The following is a 17,141-nucleotide window of genomic DNA, read 5'->3' as shown; positions in this document are numbered from 1 at the left end:
ACAAAGCCATGATGCTCCATATTAATACCGTCCAAACTTCCGCCTGAGATATCTAATTCTTCTAAAATATGGATATTTTCGCCTTTCATTTGTCCATCTCTAATTAAAAAACATGCTGCAGCTAAAGAAGCTAATCCAGACCCTATTAAATAGGCTGATTTACTATCAACATTTTCAGGTTTTTTAGGTCGAGCAAACGCTTCGTAATTACTATTTGTATAATACATAGAAACATCACTCCAATTAAATAAAAGTTTGAAAATCTGTATGATATCGCTTTCAAGTATATTTTACCCCTCTTTGTGTAATAACACAAACAATTGGTTATTTTTTAATTTAATTCACTTAAAACTATACTAATCTTTTTTATTTAGCTATTTTTAACATCAAATTAAAGATTTGTTAGAAAAATTTAAATCGTTAATTCTATAAACTTCATCATGATACACATTTATTGCAATTCATCTCTAAAATAGTAAATATATTTCTTGTTTAAATAACAATACTTGAAAGAACCTTGACAATATATAATAAAAATCATACATTTAAGTTAATTAAATAATTGAACGCACTAGGGGTGTATTCTTTACTGAGATGAGGCCAACCTCAAACCCTTCGAACCTGATCTAGCTAGTTACTAGCGTAGGAAAGTGTTGTTATACATCTAATGAATTATGATTAGATGTTGCTTCTGACGCACAACTTTCCTAGAGATGGTTGTGCGTTTTTTAGGAGGATGTTTTTATGTCAAAAGGTTTAAAACTATCTGAAATTCTTGTGACAGTTTTAATTTCAGTAGTATTTGCCATCATTTATAACTTATGGTGGTTTGTTTACAATATTGTACAAGTTGCGGGTATTCACTTAGAACAACTTACATATGGTGTATGGTTTATGGCAGCAGTCGTTTGTTACTTAATCATTCCTAAGCCAGGTATAGCATTATTAGCAGAAATCGCAGCTGGAGCTGGTGAAACGATTGTCATGGGAAAATTTGATATACCTACTATCATATATGCGATATTACAGGGACTGGCTTGTGAAATTATATTTGCTATTTTTAAATATAAATCACGTTCTGCTGCTGTAGCAATGCTTGCTGGATTAGCAACTGCTTTAATCTCTTTCCCAGTGGATTACTTCTATGGTTACCTAAACGAAGTTGCTGGATGGAACTTACTACTATTTATCATTTTCCGTTCAATTAGCGGAATTGTATTAGCTGGTTTAGTTTCATACTGGATTGTCAAAGCATTAGATAAAACTGGTGTAACTAAATTCTTCAGACCAGCATCACAACAAGATTACGATAACCTATAAGGGGATTTTTTAATTGTTACGTGTTAAAAATTTACGTTTAAAGTATCCGAATGGAGATAGGAAAATATTCAACAACTTAAATCTTGAGATTAAAAATAAAGAAAAAGTGCTTTTACTCGGTCCTTCCGGATCAGGTAAAAGCACATTACTTAATGTATTAAGTGGAATAGTACCTAATTTAATTGAACTTCCGATGAAATATGATGAATTGAATATTGATCATGATAGTGGCGTTATATTTCAAGATCCAGATAATCAATTTTGTATGCCAAAAGTATATGAGGAACTTGCATTTGTTTTAGAAAATAGAAATATTCCTAGAAGTGAGATGGATCAAGAAATCGAAGACGCGTTAAAGTCTGTAGACCTCAATGTTACTCATAAAACATATGTCAACAATCTAAGTGGTGGTATGAAACAGAAGTTAGCTATTGTTGAAACAATACTACAAAAATCAAAGACACTTTTTTTAGATGAGCCTACTGCAATGCTCGACGTAAAAGCAACTGAAGATTTATGGAAGAAATTAATCAATCTTTGGCAAGATCAAACAGTTTTAATTGTTGAGCATAAGGTTGAACATATTTGGCAACATGTTGACCGCGTATTGTTATTAAATTATGATGGTCAAATTGTTGCTGACGACACCCCTGAACAAATCTTAGATCATTATGAAGGGCTATTAACTGAATACGGAGTTTGGCACCCTAGAGCATGGCAGAGTGCACCACGCCCCATCCCATTACCTAATCAAACAAAGAATCTCTTATTTCATTTTGACGACGGGCAAATTATTAGAGGTAAAAAGACACTTTTTTCATCCAAGGAGCTTAAACTGTATTCAGGTGAATGGTTAACAATCACTGGTAAAAATGGCGCTGGTAAAACCTCTTTACTAGAAGCTATGTTACAACTAATTAAATATGAAGGTAACATGTTTTATCGCGACCAATTATTATCTAAAATTAAACAAGCGGCAAAGCATATGTATTTGGTATATCAGAATCCTGAATTACAATTTATTACGAATTCTGTTTATGATGAAGTGTATATTCATTATAATCACTTAGATCCTAAGCATGCGAATGATGAAACTATGGATTTATTAAAATTATTACATTTAGATCAAGTTAAGGATCATCATCCTTTTGAAATATCAACAGGTCAAAAGCGTCGTTTAAGTGTTGCAACAGCATTAAGTTCAAAGGCAGAGATTATTTTATTAGATGAGCCAACATTCGGCCTAGATAGTCATAATACATTTCAACTTATCAAGTTATTTCAAGAACGCGTTAATCAAGGTCAAACAATTATCATGGTGACACATGATCCAGAAATTATTAAACGATATCCAACAAGACGATTACGCGTGGAAGATGGGTGTCTTAAAGAAATGGAAGGTGAACACATTGTTTGAAAGATGGAAAAAACGCCACACCTTCGTTGATGATGTAAATATCATTACTAAGTTACTTTTAGGTATCGCATTATTCTTTTTCATTATATTTATCCATAACTTTGACTTTATGATTTATATCGTTATATTAATGTTTATGTTCTTACTTTTATTTAACGGTACAGAATTTAAAATAACTGCCATTTTTATATTAGTCACAACACTCTTTGCCTTGATGTCGTCATTATTTATGATTTTATATGGTGATGGAGAACATATGCTTGTAAAATTTGGTATTTTGCAAATAAGTACAGAAAGTATTGTACGAGGTCTTCATCTATCTATGAGAACAATTACCGTTTCAATGTTTGGTATACTAATCGCACTAACTTCACAAATTGTAATGATTTTTTATAGTTTAATGCAACATTTAAAGGTGAAGCCTAAATTTGCTTATGCTTTTATGGCAGCGATTAGAATGGTTCCACTTATAATAAGTTCTCTTATTCAATTAAGACGGTCCCTAAAAATGCGTTATCAAATGATAGATGCATCTAACTATAAAGGAATCAAGCGTCTTAACCACTTGGTCATACCTTTATTAAGTCAAAATATTCGACGTGCACATCAACTTTCTGTTGCAATGGAGTCTAAAGGCTTTAAAGATGGTCCAAGAACATACTACTATCGGGTTCCATTTTCATATAAAGATATCATCTTTGTTGCTTGTATATTAATTATCATTACTTTGTCATTTGTCTTATCATCATACCTTCCAATTACCGGTATTCATGATGTCCGTTTTGGACAATTAGACTAATAATTACACACCCAATATTTAATTAAAAGTAAATATTCATTTTATTCCAATGTAAATAGAAATCATAAAAAAATGTCCTTCGTTGATCATATCCAATCAACGAAGGACTTTATTTCGAATTGAACAACCAATTTTACTTAGTAATGGCTTTATTGCCAATATCATTACGATAAAAAAGATTGTCACTTTTTATTTGTCGTGCATGTTCATATGCGTTTGCTTGTGCTTTTTCAACTGTTGGACCTTCCCCTATAGCTAGGATAACTCGTCCGCCAGAATTCACAAAACATTGACCTTCTTTCTTTAATCCACTCACATAATAATGAGAATCTAGATTAAAACCACTTATTTCATGCCCTTTTTCATATGTACCAGGGTATCCTTTAGATGCTAGCATTACTCCTACAACAGCTTCATCTTTCCAGTTAAAATGAATAGGTTTACAATTTTCCAAATCGATAATGAGTTGCATTAAGTCACTTTCTAAACGTGTTAATAATACTTGTGCTTCAGGATCACCAAAACGTGCATTAAACTCGATAACTTTAGGTCCATCTTTTGTTAAAATTGCACCAATGTATAGTAATCCAAAGAAGTCATGACCTTCTTGTGCCATAGCTTTAGCAATAGGTTGAGCAATCTCCTTATTAGTTTGCTCAAGAACAGATGCATCAATGTGTGGTACTGGGCAATATGCGCCCATTCCACCAGTATTTGGTCCTTGATCATTATCAAATGCTCGCTTATGATCTTGAGCAATACAGTCGAAAGGAACCGCATAATCTCCATTTACAAAAGTCATTAAAGAAAACTCTTCTCCTTCTAAATAACTTTCGAAAACGACTTTCCCTTTTTCTTCTTTATAAATTGTTTTGACCCCTTCTAATGCGTCTTCTCTTGTAAAAGCAATAATAACCCCTTTACCTGCTGCTAAACCGTCTTTCTTTATTACGATTGGTAAATCACAAGTTTCAACATATTGCAACGCCTCGTTACGTGAACTTACTTCTTTATATTCTGCTGTAGGAATATGATATTTGTCCATTAATTGCTTGGCAAATAATTTTGAACCTTCAATTTGAGCCGCATCTTGTCCTGGGCCAAACACTTTAATATTTGCATTTCTTAATAAATCAGATAATCCGTCTATTAAAGGTTGTTCAGGGCCAATGATTACCCAATCAATTGCGTTATGCTGAGCAAAATGTAAAATAGCTTGATGATCTGATTCAGCAATTTCACCGTGCACTTCAGCAATATTGACCATTGCATCATTTCCTGGAATCGCGTAAACCTTATCTACAATTGGAGATTGATTGATTTTAGAAGCTAATGCATGTTCACGTCCACCAGCTCCAACTATTAAAACTTTCAATAGATTACCCCTTTCTTTTCAAAAATTAATGTTTAAAATGACGCATACCTGTCATAACCATTGTAATGCCATATTTATTAGCCATATCAATAGAATCTTGATCTTTAATTGAACCACCTGGTTGAATAATTGCCTTAATACCATGTTCGGCCGCATATTCAACTGTATCTCCCATTGGGAAGAAACCATCTGAAACAAGCGCAACATTATCGTTAATTTCTATTGCTCTTTCGATTGCAATTTTAGCGGAACCTACACGATTCATTTGTCCTGCACCTATACCAACTGTTTGTTTGTTGTTACTCAATATCACTGCATTACTCTTAACGGCACTTACAACTTTCCAACCTAGGAGCATAGCTTCCCACTGTGCTTCTGTAGGTTGAGTGTCGGTAGCAACAGTCATGTCGTTTCGAGTCACATCTTTATTATCTTTATCTTGTACTAAGTAACCACCTGAAACGGAAACAAATTCTTGTTCAGCATTATCAATTGTCATATCTATTTGTAATAAACGAATATTTTTCTTTTGTGTCAATATTTTTAAAGCTTCCTCAGTAAATTGAGGTGCAATAATTACTTCTAAAAAGATAGAATGTAATGCTTCAGCTAATTTAACATCTACTGTTCTATTCAATGCTATAATACCACCAAATATTGATTGATTATCCGCTTCATAAGCATGTTGAAATGCTTCATCAATCGACTGTCCAATTCCTACTCCACACGGGTTCATATGTTTTACTGCTACAGCAGTTGGCTCGTTGAATTTTTTTACTAAACTGAGCGCTGCATCTGCGTCTTTAATATTATTAAAACTCAATTGTTTACCATGTAATTGTTTTGCACCAGCAATCGTATGTTTGCTATCAGATGTTCTAACAAAATATGCAGATTGCTGAGGGTTTTCACCATATCTTAGTGTTTCCTTATTATCTTTGAAATAGTTAACAATAGCATGATCATATTCATTTGTATGTTGGAAAACTTTAACCATTAGCGATTTTCTATATGCTTCGTCCAATTGTTGATTTTTAATTCTCTCAATAACCTCGTTGTAATCGGAAGGATGTACGATAGTTGTAACATGTTTAAAGTTTTTAGCAGCTGCTCTTAACATTGTAGGTCCACCGATATCAATATTTTCTATTGCATCAGTTTCTGTTACCTCAGGTTGAGCAACAGTCTGTTGGAAAGGATATAGGTTGACCACTACCATATCAATTAAATCAATATGTTGTTCTCGTAATTGCTCTAAATGACGTTCCTTATCTCGATCAGCTAAAATACCACCATGGACAGCTGGATGTAGTGTTTTAACACGACCATCCATAATTTCTGGAAATTGTGTTAACTCTGACACGGACTTAATATTGATATTCGCATCTTCCAATACACGTTTTGTACCACCCGTAGAATACAGTTCATAGTCTAAGTTAGTTAATGCTTTTGCAAACTCGACAATTCCACTTTTATTAGAAACGCTTAATATTGCTTTTTTCATTCTATAAGATACTCCTCTATTTAATGATTTTAGCTATAACTCTTGGATAAAGTTCATATTCTAAATGTTTTACTCTATCTTCTAATTGTACTTTAGTATCGTCCGGTTTTATATCACATTGCTGTTGTTCAATAATTTCTCCCGTATCCATCCCACTATCTACATAATGGACAGTTGATCCAGTGACAGTATCTCCACTCTCTAACGCTTGTCCTATGGCATCTAAACCTTTGAATTTAGGTAATAATGAGGGATGTATATTTAATATCCGTCCTTCATAAGCTTGTAATAAGTCTTGTCCAATTAATCTCATATAACCAGCTAATACAATCCACTGAACTTCCTCACTGGATAATAATTTAAGTAGATGCTGTTCATATAAAGATTTGGATGAAAAGTCTTTTGGTTTGTTAATATGAATTGGAATATTTAAATTTTTAGCTCTATCAATACAGGGTACCCCTTCATTATCCGTATACAATGCCGTTACATTGATACCAGACAATTGCCCTGATTGAATATGTTTTACGATATTTTCAAAGTTACTACCTGATCCTGAGGCAAAAATCGCGATATTGGTCACTATTCTACCTCCAATAAATGAATAGGTGTATCATCATCTTTTATAATTTCACCAATTTCATATGCAGTTGTATCCATTGCACGTAACGTTGTTAATGTTGTTTGAACATCTTTTTTGTCAACAATAACTATATATCCAATGCCCATATTAAATATGTTATACATTTCATTCGTTGAAATGTTGCCCTGTTTTTGAAGCCAATCGAAGACTTCTAACGTTGGGAATGATTGTGTATCTATTTTTGCTGATAAACCTTTAGGAAGGGCACGCGGAATATTTTCATAAAAACCTCCACCGGTAATATGGCTCATCGCTTTGATATCAACATGTTTCTTTAATTCAAGAATAGGCTTTACATACAATTTTGTTGGTGCAAGGAAGGTTTCTAAAAAGGTTTGACCATTAAATTGATCATGTAATTGAACTCCTGACTCTTTTATCATTTTTCTGACTAGACTATAACCATTGGAATGAATACCATTTGAAGCTAAACCAATAATTGCTTGTCCTTCTTCAACATTCGAACCATCAATATAGTCCTCTTTCTCTACAGCGCCTACTGCAAAACCAGCAATATCATATTCACCTTCATGATACATTTCTCCCATTTCAGCAGTTTCACCGCCTATAAGTGCCGTATTGGTTTGTTCACAACCGTCACTTATACCTTTAACGATTTGCTCTATGGTACTTGGCACTACTTTATTCGTGGCAATATAGTCTAAAAAGTATAAAGGCTCAGCACCTGTTGTTAAAATATCATTTACACACATTGCGACAGCATCAATACCAATTGTGTCATGCTTTCCATAGTCAATTGCTAATTTTAACTTTGTACCCACACCGTCAGTACCTGATACCAGAACTGGCGCTTTCATATTTAATTGGGACAAATCAAATGTTGCACCAAATCCACCTAAACCACCTAATACTTCTTTACGCAATGTACGTTCAACATGACTTGTTATTCTCTCAACTGCTTCATATCCTGCTTGAATATTTACACCAGATTCCTCATATGCTTTAGACATGCAAATTTCCCTCACTATCAAAATAATGTTTATTATTAGCTATATATGATTTTTGACGTTCACTTAAATGCTTTTTATAATTTTTTTCATAATCGTAAAGTCCTGCTGGATAATCACCTGTAAAACTTTCTACACACAAGCCATGATATGGCGCATCATAATCAAGTCCTATAGACTCGATTAAGCCATCAACACTTAAATAAGCAAGAGAATCTGCACCAATATGATTTTTAATTTCCTCTGGAGACTTACTTGCTGAGATGAGTTCAGCTGTTGTAGATACGTCAATACCATAAAAACTAGGGAACATAAATTCGGGAGAAGCAATTCTTACGTGAATACGGTTAGCTCCTGAATCCTTAAGCATTTTAACTATGCGTTTAATCGTTGTACCTCGAACAATCGAATCATCTACAAGTACGATATCTTTACCATCAACAATATCCTTAACAGCCGACAGTTTTACACGTACACCTTGCTCTCTTAATTCCTGAGTAGGTTGTATAAAAGTTCGAGCAACATATTGATTTTTAACTAGTCCCATTTCATATGGCAGTCCTATTTCTTCAGCATAGCCACTTGCTGCAGATAATGATGAATTAGGTACGCCTATTACCATATCTGCTTTTGCTGGGTTTTCCTGTGCTAAACGTTTACCTGATGCTTTTCGTACTGCATGAACATTTTTTCCAGCAATCGTTGAATCAGGTCTCGCAAAATAAATATATTCCATAGCTGATATTGCAGTTGTCGTTTGTCTTGTGTATGTCTTAACTTCTATACCTTCATCCGTAATAACTACATACTCACCTGCATGGATATCTTGTACAAATTCAGCACCTAAAACATCAATCGCGCATGTTTCACTTGCTAAAATATAAGCACCGTTCTCCATTTTTCCAACTACTAATGGTCGAATAGCATTAGGATCTACTGCACCGTACAATGCATCTTTTGTTAGGATTGCAAAAGTAAATCCACCCTTAATGAGTCGCAAACTCTCTTTCAATGCTTCTTCAAATGTCGGCGCCTTACTGCGACGAATTAAGTGCATAATGACCTCAGTGTCAGAAGAAGAATGGAAAATCGCACCTTGTTCTTCTAAATTTTGACGTAGTGATTTAGCATTAATTAAATTACCGTTGTGACATATACCTACGCTCATATCATAAAAGTGATATAAAAATGGTTGGATATTTTCAATGCCTTTATTACCAGAGGTTGCGTAACGAACATGTCCTATCGCATGTGGATAACCTTTTATATTTGACATATGTTCGTCTTTAATTGCTTCAGTTAATAAGCCTAATCCTCGTTCACCTTTTAGCGTTTCGTGATTTGAAACTACAATACCTGCACCCTCTTGACCTCTGTGTTGCAAACTATGTAGACCCATATATGTTAACTGTGCTGCTTCAGGATGATTCCAAATACCGAAAACGCCACATTCTTCATTTAATCCTGAGTAGTTAGACATTGAACTATAGCCCCTTCCCATTTTTGTTTGATATCTGAAACGTTTTCTTTTATTTTTACGTCTGAGTTTGATATATCAAATGACTGCTGATGAGTTAATTGCCCAATTTCTTGAGCTTGATCTATATCCAACGTTTGCCCTTCTTTAACGATCACAATATATCGTCCTTGAGTTTCACTAAATAATTGTGCATTGGTCACATCTAATTGAGCTTGCATACCTAAATCATAATGAGCACTAATTTTAGCTAAAGTAACTAATAAGCCTCCCTTACCAACCGTTTGTACATGAGATGCAATGCCATTACGAATAGCCTGTTTGATTGATTTTCCTTTTGAAATTTCATCACTTAAATCAATAGATTCAAACTCATGATTAACTGATCCATACAACAATTTTTCCAATTGACTGCCACCAAAGTCATCACGTGTTTCACCAACTAAATAAATTTTATCTCCTGCTTTAGGTTTAAACTCTTTTAGATAGCTCACGTCTTCAATAAGACCAACCATTCCTACGACAGGTGTAGGGAAGATAGAGGTTCCACGTGTCTCGTTATATAATGAAACATTTCCTGAAACTACAGGAGTTTGAAGCACTTCACAAGCTTCTGACATCCCTTTTGTTGAATCTATTAATTGTTGATAGATTTCTTTCTTCTCTGGAGAACCATAGTTTAGACAATCAGTCATAGCCAATGGTGTCGCCCCTACTGCAATCAAATTTCGATAGGCTTCAGCAACAACCATTTTCCCACCTTCATAAGGTTGGTTGAAAACATAACGTGCTTCACCATCTATAGTTGAAGCAATAGCTTTTTGTGTTCCTTCTACGCGCACAACTGAAGCTTGTAAACCTGGCTTAATAATTGTATTTGCTCCTACTTGTTGATCGTATTGTTCATATAAATGATGTTTAGATGCTATTGTAGGGTGTTGTAATAACTTGATAAACGTATCATGTACATCTATATTGCTGTAATCGTTTTTACATGTATTATATTCCTTTTCTTCTCCTTCTAAAATATACACTGGTGCCTCATCAGCAAGAGGTTGCACAGGAATGTCTGCATACACCTCATCATCGTATGTAAGCACGAATCTGTCAGTGTCTGTTACTTCGCCTATTACTGCACTATCTAGTTCGTGTTTATTGAATAAATCTAAAAACTTTTGTTCTGTACCTTTTTCTACAACTAACAGCATTCTTTCTTGTGTTTCAGAAAGCATCATTTCATATGGGGAAATTCCTGGTTCTCTTGTTGGAACTTGATCAAGTCTTAAATGTAAACCACTACCACCTTTAGCTGCCATTTCAGATGAAGATGAAGTTAAACCAGCTGCTCCCATATCTTGTATACCTACTAGTTCATCAAAGGTAATTGCTTCTAATGTTGCTTCCATTAGCTTTTTGCCTACAAATGGATCACCAATTTGTACTGAAGGTCTTTTACTTTCACTTTCCTCAGTAAGTTCTTCAGATGCAAATGTTGCGCCATGAATACCGTCACGCCCAGTTTTTAAACCTACATATATAACGGAATTACCAACACCCTTAGCTGTTCCTTTTTGGACCATATCATGATCAATAATTCCTACACACATAGCATTGACTAATGGATTACCATCATAGCGTTCATCAAATTCAATCTCTCCAGCCGTAGTAGGAATGCCAATACAGTTTCCATATCCCCCAATACCACTTACAACACCTTTAAGTAATCGTTGATTTTGTTTTACAGTTAACTCACCAAAACGAAGACTATTTAGTAAATTAATTGGACGAGCACCAATTGAAACAATATCTCTAATAATACCTCCAACTCCAGTTGCCGCACCCTGATAAGGTTCAATTGCAGATGGATGATTGTGAGACTCGACTTTAAATACTACGGCTTGATTATCGCCTATATCTACAACACCTGCACCTTCTCCTGGTCCCATTAATACGTGCTCTCCTGTCGTAGGAAATTGTTTTAAAAATGGTTTAGAATGTTTATATGAGCAATGTTCGCTCCACATCACTGAGAAAATTCCTACTTCTGTGAAGTTGGGTTCTCTACCAAGAATTTCAACCACTTTGTCATATTCTTTATCACTTAATCCCATATCTTGATAAAGTTTTTCAAGTTTAATCTCTTCATTACTTGGTTCAATAAATTTAGACATTTTGTTCCCTCCAACTTTTCACCATTGATTCAAACAATTTCACACCGCTATTTGTTCCTAACAATGTTTCAAGTGCGCGTTCAGGGTGTGGCATCATCCCACAAACGTTACCCTCTTTATTAACTATTCCTGCAATATCTTCATAAGATCCATTAGGGTTATTCGTATATTTAAGGATAATTTGATTGTTGTCGTTGAGTTCACGATATATTTCATCAGTACAATAATAATGACCTTCACCATGTGCTACAGGATAAACAACATTCTCATTTTTCATATATAAATGCGTAAAAGGTGTTTGATTATTAGTAATTTTTAAATTTTCGTTTCTACTAATAAATAAATGTGAGTCATTATGAAGTAATGCGCCTGGTAACAATCCAATCTCAGTTAAAATTTGAAACCCATTACATACTCCTAAAACAGGCTTACCTTCTTTCGCAAATCGCTTAACTTCTTTAATAATCGGAGCAACACTTGCCATAGCTCCTGATCTCAAATAATCACCAAATGAAAAACCACCAGGTATTAAAACACCATCAAAACCATCTAAAGTCGTTTCACGATAATCGACATATGCTGCATCAACACCTGATTTAATAGCTGCATTATACATGTCTCTATCGCAGTTTGAACCAGGGAACACAAGAACTGCAAATTTCATATTATGCTTGCTCCTTTTCATCAATAACTTTATAGCTATATTCTTCAATGACTGTATTGGCAAATAACTTTTCACTTAGTGTCGTAATAATATTATCAACAGCTTCGTCAGTTGGTTCATTAACTGTCATATACAAAACTTTACCTACTCGAATGTCATTCACTTGTTCATAACCAAGATCGTGAACTGCTCGGTTTAAAGCTTGTCCTTGTGTATCTAAAACCTGTGGTTGTAAAGTGATATGTAGTTCAATCGTTTTCATTATTTAAGATCCTCCAATTTATTTAAAAATGTTTGATAAGTTTCAATAAGCGAGCCAGTGTTGTTTCTATATACATCTTTATCAAAGTTAGTATCCGTATTTTTATCCCATATTCTGCAAGTGTCGGGAGAGATTTCATCTGCAAGTAAAATTTTTCCACTATTGGTTTTACCAAATTCAACCTTAAAATCTACAAGTCTCAAACTCATTTCATTCATCAATTGAATCAGTACTTGGTTAATGTCTTTAGCCATTTGTTTAAGTTGTGTTATTTCTTCATCGTTCACTATGCCGAGTAATTTTACATGGTCATCAGTAATAAGCGGATCATTAAGTTCATCTTTTTTGTAGAAGAATTCTACTAAAGGTTCTTCAAATTTATGCCCTTTTTTAAAACCAAGACGCTTTGTTATCGAACCAGTGGCAATGTTTCTAACAACTACTTCTAAAGGTATAATATCAACTTGTTGGACGAGTTGTTCTGTTTGTGATAGTTGTTTAATAAAGTGATTGTCAATATGATTATGAGTTAAATAATCAAATATAATAGAAGTAATTTGATTATTTAACTTACCCTTGCCAATCATAGTATCTTTTTTTGCACCGTTTCCTGCTGTTACTTCATCTTTATATTCAACTCGTAATTGACCATCAATATTTGTCGTGAATACTCTTTTAGCTTTACCTTCATATAACAATGACACTTACTTGTCTCTCCCTTCAAATTTCATTAACATATATTGTTCTGTTTGATTGACATCATCCGTCAGTAAAGTCATATGTCCCATTTTTCTATCAGGTTTTCTTTCTTTCTTACCGTAAATGTGAATATGCCAATCTGGGTGTCTGCTAAATTCATTTTCAAGCAAATCCAAATCCCGACCTAATAAATTCATCATTACTGTTGGCTTTAATAATTCAATAGCTTGCGGAAGTTTTTGACCAGTTATGGCTAGAATATGTGTATCAAACTGTGAGTAATCACAAGCTTCTATAGAATAGTGTCCAGAATTATGTGGTCTAGGTGCAATTTCATTTACATATAAGTTATCTTCTTTATCAATAAAGAATTCTACTGTAAAGGTTCCAACAAAATGTATTGCGCGAGTGATTTTCTCAACTTCCTTACGTGCTTCATATTCTTTATCAGTTCTTGCCGGAACGACTGTTTTAAATAATATTTGATTTTGATGCTCATTTTCTTGAAGAGGAAAGTATGTTGTTTGTTGTTCATTTCCAATTGTTACTGTAAGAGATACTTCCTTTTTAATATCAAGATATTGTTCAGCAACACATTCTTGCTTCTCAACTAACTGATATGCTTCGTCTAATTCCGAATCATCTCTTACCAAAATTTGTCCTTTACCATCATATCCACCAAAACGTGTTTTCACTATGAACGGAAAGCCTAATTTGTCTATGGCTTTTAATAAGTCTTGATTAGTTTGAATTTGTATAAAGGGAACAATTTGAGTATTTGCTTCTAGTAATGTTTGCTTCTCGGTTAGCCTATCTTGTAATAGTTCAATAGCTTGGTAACCTTGAGGAATATGATATAACTGAGTGAGTTTTTTTAATTGTTCAGACGAAATATTTTCAAACTCGTAAGTAACAACATCAGAATTTTCACCTAACTGATTTAAGGCTTGCTCATCATCATAATTTGCATGAATAAACTGATGTGCGACATAACGACAAGGACAGTCTTCATTAGGATCTAAGACAATCACCTTATAACCCATTTTTTGAGCAGACTGAGCCATCATTTTTCCTAACTGCCCTCCGCCAATGATTCCTATTGTCGCGCCAAATTTAAGTTTACTGAAGTTCATTTTGCATTTCCTCCACTTTTGCGACTAAATATTTTTCATAATTTTCCAAATTATTTTGAACTGATTCATTTGTTATTCCTAACATTCTTGCCGCTAATATCCCAGCATTTTTAGCACCTGATTTTCCAATTGCTGTGGTTGCAACTGGTATACCACCAGGCATTTGGACGATAGATAGTAATGAATCTAAACCTTTTAGACTTTTAGATTCAATTGGTACACCAATCACAGGCAATGTTGTCATGGAAGCTACCATTCCAGGTAAGTGTGCTGCTCCCCCTGCACCGGCAATGATGATATCAAAACCATTTTGACGTGCTTGACGAGCGAAATTGAACATCATTTGAGGCGTACGATGAGCTGAAACGACTTTCTTTTCGTACGGTATTTCAAATTCTTCAAGCATCGAACAACTTTCTTTCATAATTTTCCAATCTGAGGAACTGCCCATAATGACTGCTACTTTCACTTTGTACACCCTTTCGAAACTTTTGGATTGTTATTAGGAATAGTTGTATATTACACATATAGCATAACAATCCATTCGGTATTTTTCAATCAAAAATCGAACTTTAACACTTATTTAAATATTAATTTACGTATTTTGACTATCATTTTCTTTTTGATTAATGTTAAAGTTAAGATATTAATTAACAATTAGGAGGAATTTAAGGTGGTTGCTAAAATTTTAGATGGTAAGCAAATAGCAAAAGAATATAGACAGAGACTTAAAAATCAAGTCAATGAATTAAAAGAACATGGTTTTACTCCAAAATTATCAGTCATATTAGTTGGTAATGATGGTGCAAGCCAAAGTTATGTAAAATCAAAGAAAAAAGCAGCAGAAAAAATTGGAATGATATCTGAAATTGTTCACTTAGACGAATCCACGTCAGAAGAAGAAGTTTTAAGCGAACTTAATCGATTAAACAATGACGATACTGTTAGTGGTATTTTAGTTCAAGTGCCATTACCTAAACAGGTAAGCGAACAAAAAGTACTTGAAACTATCAATCCGAACAAAGATGTAGATGGTTTCCATCCAATAAATATTGGAAAATTGTATATTGATGAGCAAACCTTTGTACCATGTACACCCCTAGGTATTATGGAAATTTTAAAACACGCAGATATTAATTTAGAAGGAAAAAATGCAGTTGTTATTGGTCGTAGTCATATTGTTGGCCAACCTGTTTCAAAGTTATTGTTGCAAGCTAACGCAACTGTTACGATTTTACATTCACGTACAAAAAATATGAATGCACACTTAAAACAAGCAGATGTGATTGTTAGCGCAGTAGGACAACCTGGTTTAGTTACTAAAGAAAATGTTAAAGCAGGCGCAGTAATTATAGATGTTGGTAATACACCTGATGAAAATGGTAAATTAAAAGGAGATGTAGCATATGATGAAGTAAAAGAAATAGCTAGTGCAATTACTCCGGTACCAGGTGGTGTTGGTCCTTTAACTATTACAATGGTACTTAATAATACCCTTCTTGCAGAGAAATTAAGACGTGGCTTAACAAAATAATATCAGTGAAAAAGCCCGTGACATGAATACGTAGTCATGGACTTTTTCTGTCTTACTTCCAACTCATAAATGTGTTGAACATAAGTTTATGAGTTAATTTTATTCTATTTTTTCTTTATCAATCATTTAATATAACAACGAATTTTCGTCTAATTCACAATACTTATTAATTGAGCTCTAAACTTCGAATTCAATTTCAGTAAATGTTTTCAAACAATTCACAATTTACATAATCTTTATCAAATTTTCATAAAAAAGGATTTAATTTTTATGTTGATTAAGTTATATTAAGACCATAGTATGATGTCGGCAAAATAAAAATAGGGTATATTAAACTTAAATTATAGATGATTCAATACACGGAGGTTAAGTTATGAACAAATTACTACAGTCATTATCAGCACTTGGAGTTTCAGCTACATTAGTGACACCCAATTTAAATGCAGAAGCCACTACTAATACTGAACCTCAATTAAAAGGTGTTAACGATATCGTTATTGAAAAAGGACAAGAATATAATTTACTTAAAGGCATAAGTGCTTACGATAAAGAAGACGGCGATCTTACTCATAAAATCAAAATTGATGGTCAAGTTGATACATCCAAAGCAGGTAAGTATAAAGTGAAATACCAAGTTACCGATTCTGATGGTGCTGAAAAAACTTCTATAAGAAATATTGAAGTAAAATGAACCTCTCCTCTTAATCACACATAATCTTTGTTTAATTTCTACCTATTATACATTTTAATGAAATATAAATTACGAAAACGTTTATACAAAAATGAATTGTATAAGCGTTTATTTTTGTAATTAGAAATTATTTCATATGACTATGCATCACTTAAGAGAACATTCAATCAATAAACTAAAACGATATATCCAAATATTAGCCTACCTAAAATCAGACACATCTTATAGACAAATTCTTCTACTTAATTCTTGCTATATAAGATTATATTTTTCTATAAGTAATATTCCTTTTTTGTATCTAATTGATAAGATTTATCAATAATGTGTTGTATTACATGTAATTTTGCTAAATTTGTCTATTTTCACAAAATGTACACATAATTTTAACAAATCTTACAAACCCCGTCATATCTAGGACTAACAGACATCAATTATATTAATAAGTAATTTTTTTTGAACATACTCTTGTAAATATTGTGTAATA

Annotated in this window: 17 protein-coding genes and 1 riboswitch; of the genes, 5 read left to right on the top strand and 12 right to left on the bottom strand. The window is 33.5% G+C overall.

Annotated features, from left to right (window positions below; translation table 11 throughout):
* Nucleotides 1-227: oleate hydratase (locus tag HMPREF3241_RS05885; RefSeq protein WP_176746660.1), on the bottom strand; the 227-nt coding region annotated here is incomplete at its 3' end.
* Nucleotides 228-563: 336 nt separating this feature from the next.
* Nucleotides 564-666, top strand: a riboswitch (TPP riboswitch).
* Between the two features lie 78 nt (nucleotides 667-744).
* Here HMPREF3241_RS05885 and HMPREF3241_RS05880 point away from each other — a divergent pair.
* The 3 genes from HMPREF3241_RS05880 to HMPREF3241_RS05870 are packed head-to-tail and all read left to right on the top strand — an operon-like array spanning nucleotide 745 to nucleotide 3,536.
* Nucleotides 745-1,320 carry an ECF transporter S component gene (locus HMPREF3241_RS05880; protein ID WP_002446159.1) on the top strand — a complete coding sequence of 192 codons (576 nt, stop codon included), beginning with the start codon at nucleotides 745-747 and terminating at the stop codon, nucleotides 1,318-1,320.
* Between the two features lie 13 nt (nucleotides 1,321-1,333).
* Complete coding sequence (locus HMPREF3241_RS05875) at nucleotides 1,334-2,737, top strand: ABC transporter ATP-binding protein (RefSeq protein ID WP_070853532.1); 1,404 nt, start codon at nucleotides 1,334-1,336, stop codon at nucleotides 2,735-2,737.
* Nucleotides 2,730-3,536 carry an energy-coupling factor transporter transmembrane component T family protein gene (locus HMPREF3241_RS05870; protein ID WP_002475234.1) on the top strand — a complete coding sequence of 269 codons (807 nt, stop codon included), beginning with the start codon at nucleotides 2,730-2,732 and terminating at the stop codon, nucleotides 3,534-3,536. The genes HMPREF3241_RS05875 and HMPREF3241_RS05870 overlap by 8 nt, the downstream gene beginning before the upstream one ends.
* Nucleotides 3,537-3,669: 133 nt before the next feature.
* On the opposite strand, the gene purD is transcribed toward HMPREF3241_RS05870, so the two are convergent.
* The 11 genes from purD to purE are packed head-to-tail and all read right to left on the bottom strand — an operon-like array spanning nucleotide 3,670 to nucleotide 14,901.
* Nucleotides 3,670-4,911, bottom strand: coding sequence for a phosphoribosylamine--glycine ligase (gene purD, locus HMPREF3241_RS05865; protein WP_002446156.1), 1,242 nt, complete (start codon nucleotides 4,909-4,911; stop codon nucleotides 3,670-3,672).
* A gap of 25 nt (nucleotides 4,912-4,936) precedes the next feature.
* Nucleotides 4,937-6,415, bottom strand: coding sequence for a bifunctional phosphoribosylaminoimidazolecarboxamide formyltransferase/IMP cyclohydrolase (purH, locus tag HMPREF3241_RS05860; protein ID WP_002475238.1), 1,479 nt, complete (start codon nucleotides 6,413-6,415; stop codon nucleotides 4,937-4,939).
* A gap of 16 nt (nucleotides 6,416-6,431) precedes the next feature.
* Entirely contained in the window at nucleotides 6,432-6,998 is a 567-nt protein-coding gene (gene purN / locus HMPREF3241_RS05855; protein WP_002446154.1) for a phosphoribosylglycinamide formyltransferase, read from the bottom strand.
* Nucleotides 6,998-8,029: a phosphoribosylformylglycinamidine cyclo-ligase gene (purM, locus tag HMPREF3241_RS05850; protein WP_002446153.1), complete on the bottom strand. Its 1,032-nt coding sequence runs from the start codon at nucleotides 8,027-8,029 to the stop codon at nucleotides 6,998-7,000. Before purM ends, purN begins: the two co-directional genes overlap by 1 nt.
* The gene (purF, locus tag HMPREF3241_RS05845) at nucleotides 8,022-9,506 is read right to left on the bottom strand and encodes an amidophosphoribosyltransferase (protein WP_002446152.1); all 1,485 of its coding nucleotides are present in this window, start codon (nucleotides 9,504-9,506) and stop codon (nucleotides 8,022-8,024) included. The genes purM and purF overlap by 8 nt, the downstream gene beginning before the upstream one ends.
* A complete protein-coding gene (gene purL, locus HMPREF3241_RS05840; protein ID WP_070853531.1) occupies nucleotides 9,485-11,674 on the bottom strand; it encodes a phosphoribosylformylglycinamidine synthase subunit PurL in 2,190 nt (729 codons plus the stop codon). Before purL ends, purF begins: the two co-directional genes overlap by 22 nt.
* Nucleotides 11,667-12,338, bottom strand: coding sequence for a phosphoribosylformylglycinamidine synthase I (purQ, locus tag HMPREF3241_RS05835; RefSeq protein ID WP_002475236.1), 672 nt, complete (start codon nucleotides 12,336-12,338; stop codon nucleotides 11,667-11,669). The genes purL and purQ overlap by 8 nt, the downstream gene beginning before the upstream one ends.
* Nucleotide 12,339: 1 nt before the next feature.
* Nucleotides 12,340-12,600 carry a phosphoribosylformylglycinamidine synthase subunit PurS gene (gene purS, locus HMPREF3241_RS05830; RefSeq protein ID WP_002446149.1) on the bottom strand — a complete coding sequence of 87 codons (261 nt, stop codon included), beginning with the start codon at nucleotides 12,598-12,600 and terminating at the stop codon, nucleotides 12,340-12,342.
* A complete protein-coding gene (purC, locus tag HMPREF3241_RS05825; protein ID WP_002446148.1) occupies nucleotides 12,600-13,304 on the bottom strand; it encodes a phosphoribosylaminoimidazolesuccinocarboxamide synthase in 705 nt (234 codons plus the stop codon). The genes purS and purC overlap by 1 nt, the downstream gene beginning before the upstream one ends.
* A complete protein-coding gene (purK, locus tag HMPREF3241_RS05820; protein ID WP_070853530.1) occupies nucleotides 13,305-14,432 on the bottom strand; it encodes a 5-(carboxyamino)imidazole ribonucleotide synthase in 1,128 nt (375 codons plus the stop codon).
* Complete coding sequence (gene purE / locus HMPREF3241_RS05815; RefSeq protein WP_002446146.1) at nucleotides 14,419-14,901, bottom strand: 5-(carboxyamino)imidazole ribonucleotide mutase; 483 nt, start codon at nucleotides 14,899-14,901, stop codon at nucleotides 14,419-14,421. The genes purK and purE overlap by 14 nt, the downstream gene beginning before the upstream one ends.
* Nucleotides 14,902-15,105: 204 nt before the next feature.
* On the opposite strand from purE, the gene folD reads away from it, so the two are divergent.
* Nucleotides 15,106-15,966: a bifunctional methylenetetrahydrofolate dehydrogenase/methenyltetrahydrofolate cyclohydrolase FolD gene (gene folD / locus HMPREF3241_RS05810; RefSeq protein WP_002457465.1), complete on the top strand. Its 861-nt coding sequence runs from the start codon at nucleotides 15,106-15,108 to the stop codon at nucleotides 15,964-15,966.
* A 373-nt stretch (nucleotides 15,967-16,339) separates the two neighbouring features.
* Nucleotides 16,340-16,657 carry a DUF5011 domain-containing protein gene (locus HMPREF3241_RS05805; protein WP_001831741.1) on the top strand — a complete coding sequence of 106 codons (318 nt, stop codon included), beginning with the start codon at nucleotides 16,340-16,342 and terminating at the stop codon, nucleotides 16,655-16,657.
* The last annotated feature ends 484 nt before the right edge of the window (nucleotides 16,658-17,141 follow it).

Source organism: Staphylococcus sp. HMSC34G04 (assembly GCF_001838765.1).
Classification (GTDB): Bacteria; Bacillota; Bacilli; order Staphylococcales; family Staphylococcaceae; genus Staphylococcus; species Staphylococcus epidermidis.
This window is presented reverse-complemented; position numbering and strand designations above follow the sequence as displayed.

Excerpts from the sequence above, each read along its gene's own strand:
- HMPREF3241_RS05880 (WP_002446159.1), top strand. The coding sequence starts at position 745 with ATGTCAAAAGGTTTAAAACTATCTGAAATTCTTGTGACAGTTTTAATT.
- purH (WP_002475238.1), bottom strand. The coding sequence starts at position 6,415 with ATGAAAAAAGCAATATTAAGCGTTTCTAATAAAAGTGGAATTGTCGAG.
- purM (WP_002446153.1), bottom strand. The coding sequence starts at position 8,029 with ATGTCTAAAGCATATGAGGAATCTGGTGTAAATATTCAAGCAGGATAT.
- purF (WP_002446152.1), bottom strand. The coding sequence starts at position 9,506 with ATGTCTAACTACTCAGGATTAAATGAAGAATGTGGCGTTTTCGGTATT.
- purL (WP_070853531.1), bottom strand. The coding sequence starts at position 11,674 with ATGTCTAAATTTATTGAACCAAGTAATGAAGAGATTAAACTTGAAAAA.
- purQ (WP_002475236.1), bottom strand. The coding sequence starts at position 12,338 with ATGAAATTTGCAGTTCTTGTGTTCCCTGGTTCAAACTGCGATAGAGAC.
- purS (WP_002446149.1), bottom strand. The coding sequence starts at position 12,600 with ATGAAAACGATTGAACTACATATCACTTTACAACCACAGGTTTTAGAT.
- purK (WP_070853530.1), bottom strand. The coding sequence starts at position 14,432 with ATGAACTTCAGTAAACTTAAATTTGGCGCGACAATAGGAATCATTGGC.
- HMPREF3241_RS05805 (WP_001831741.1), top strand. The coding sequence starts at position 16,340 with ATGAACAAATTACTACAGTCATTATCAGCACTTGGAGTTTCAGCTACA.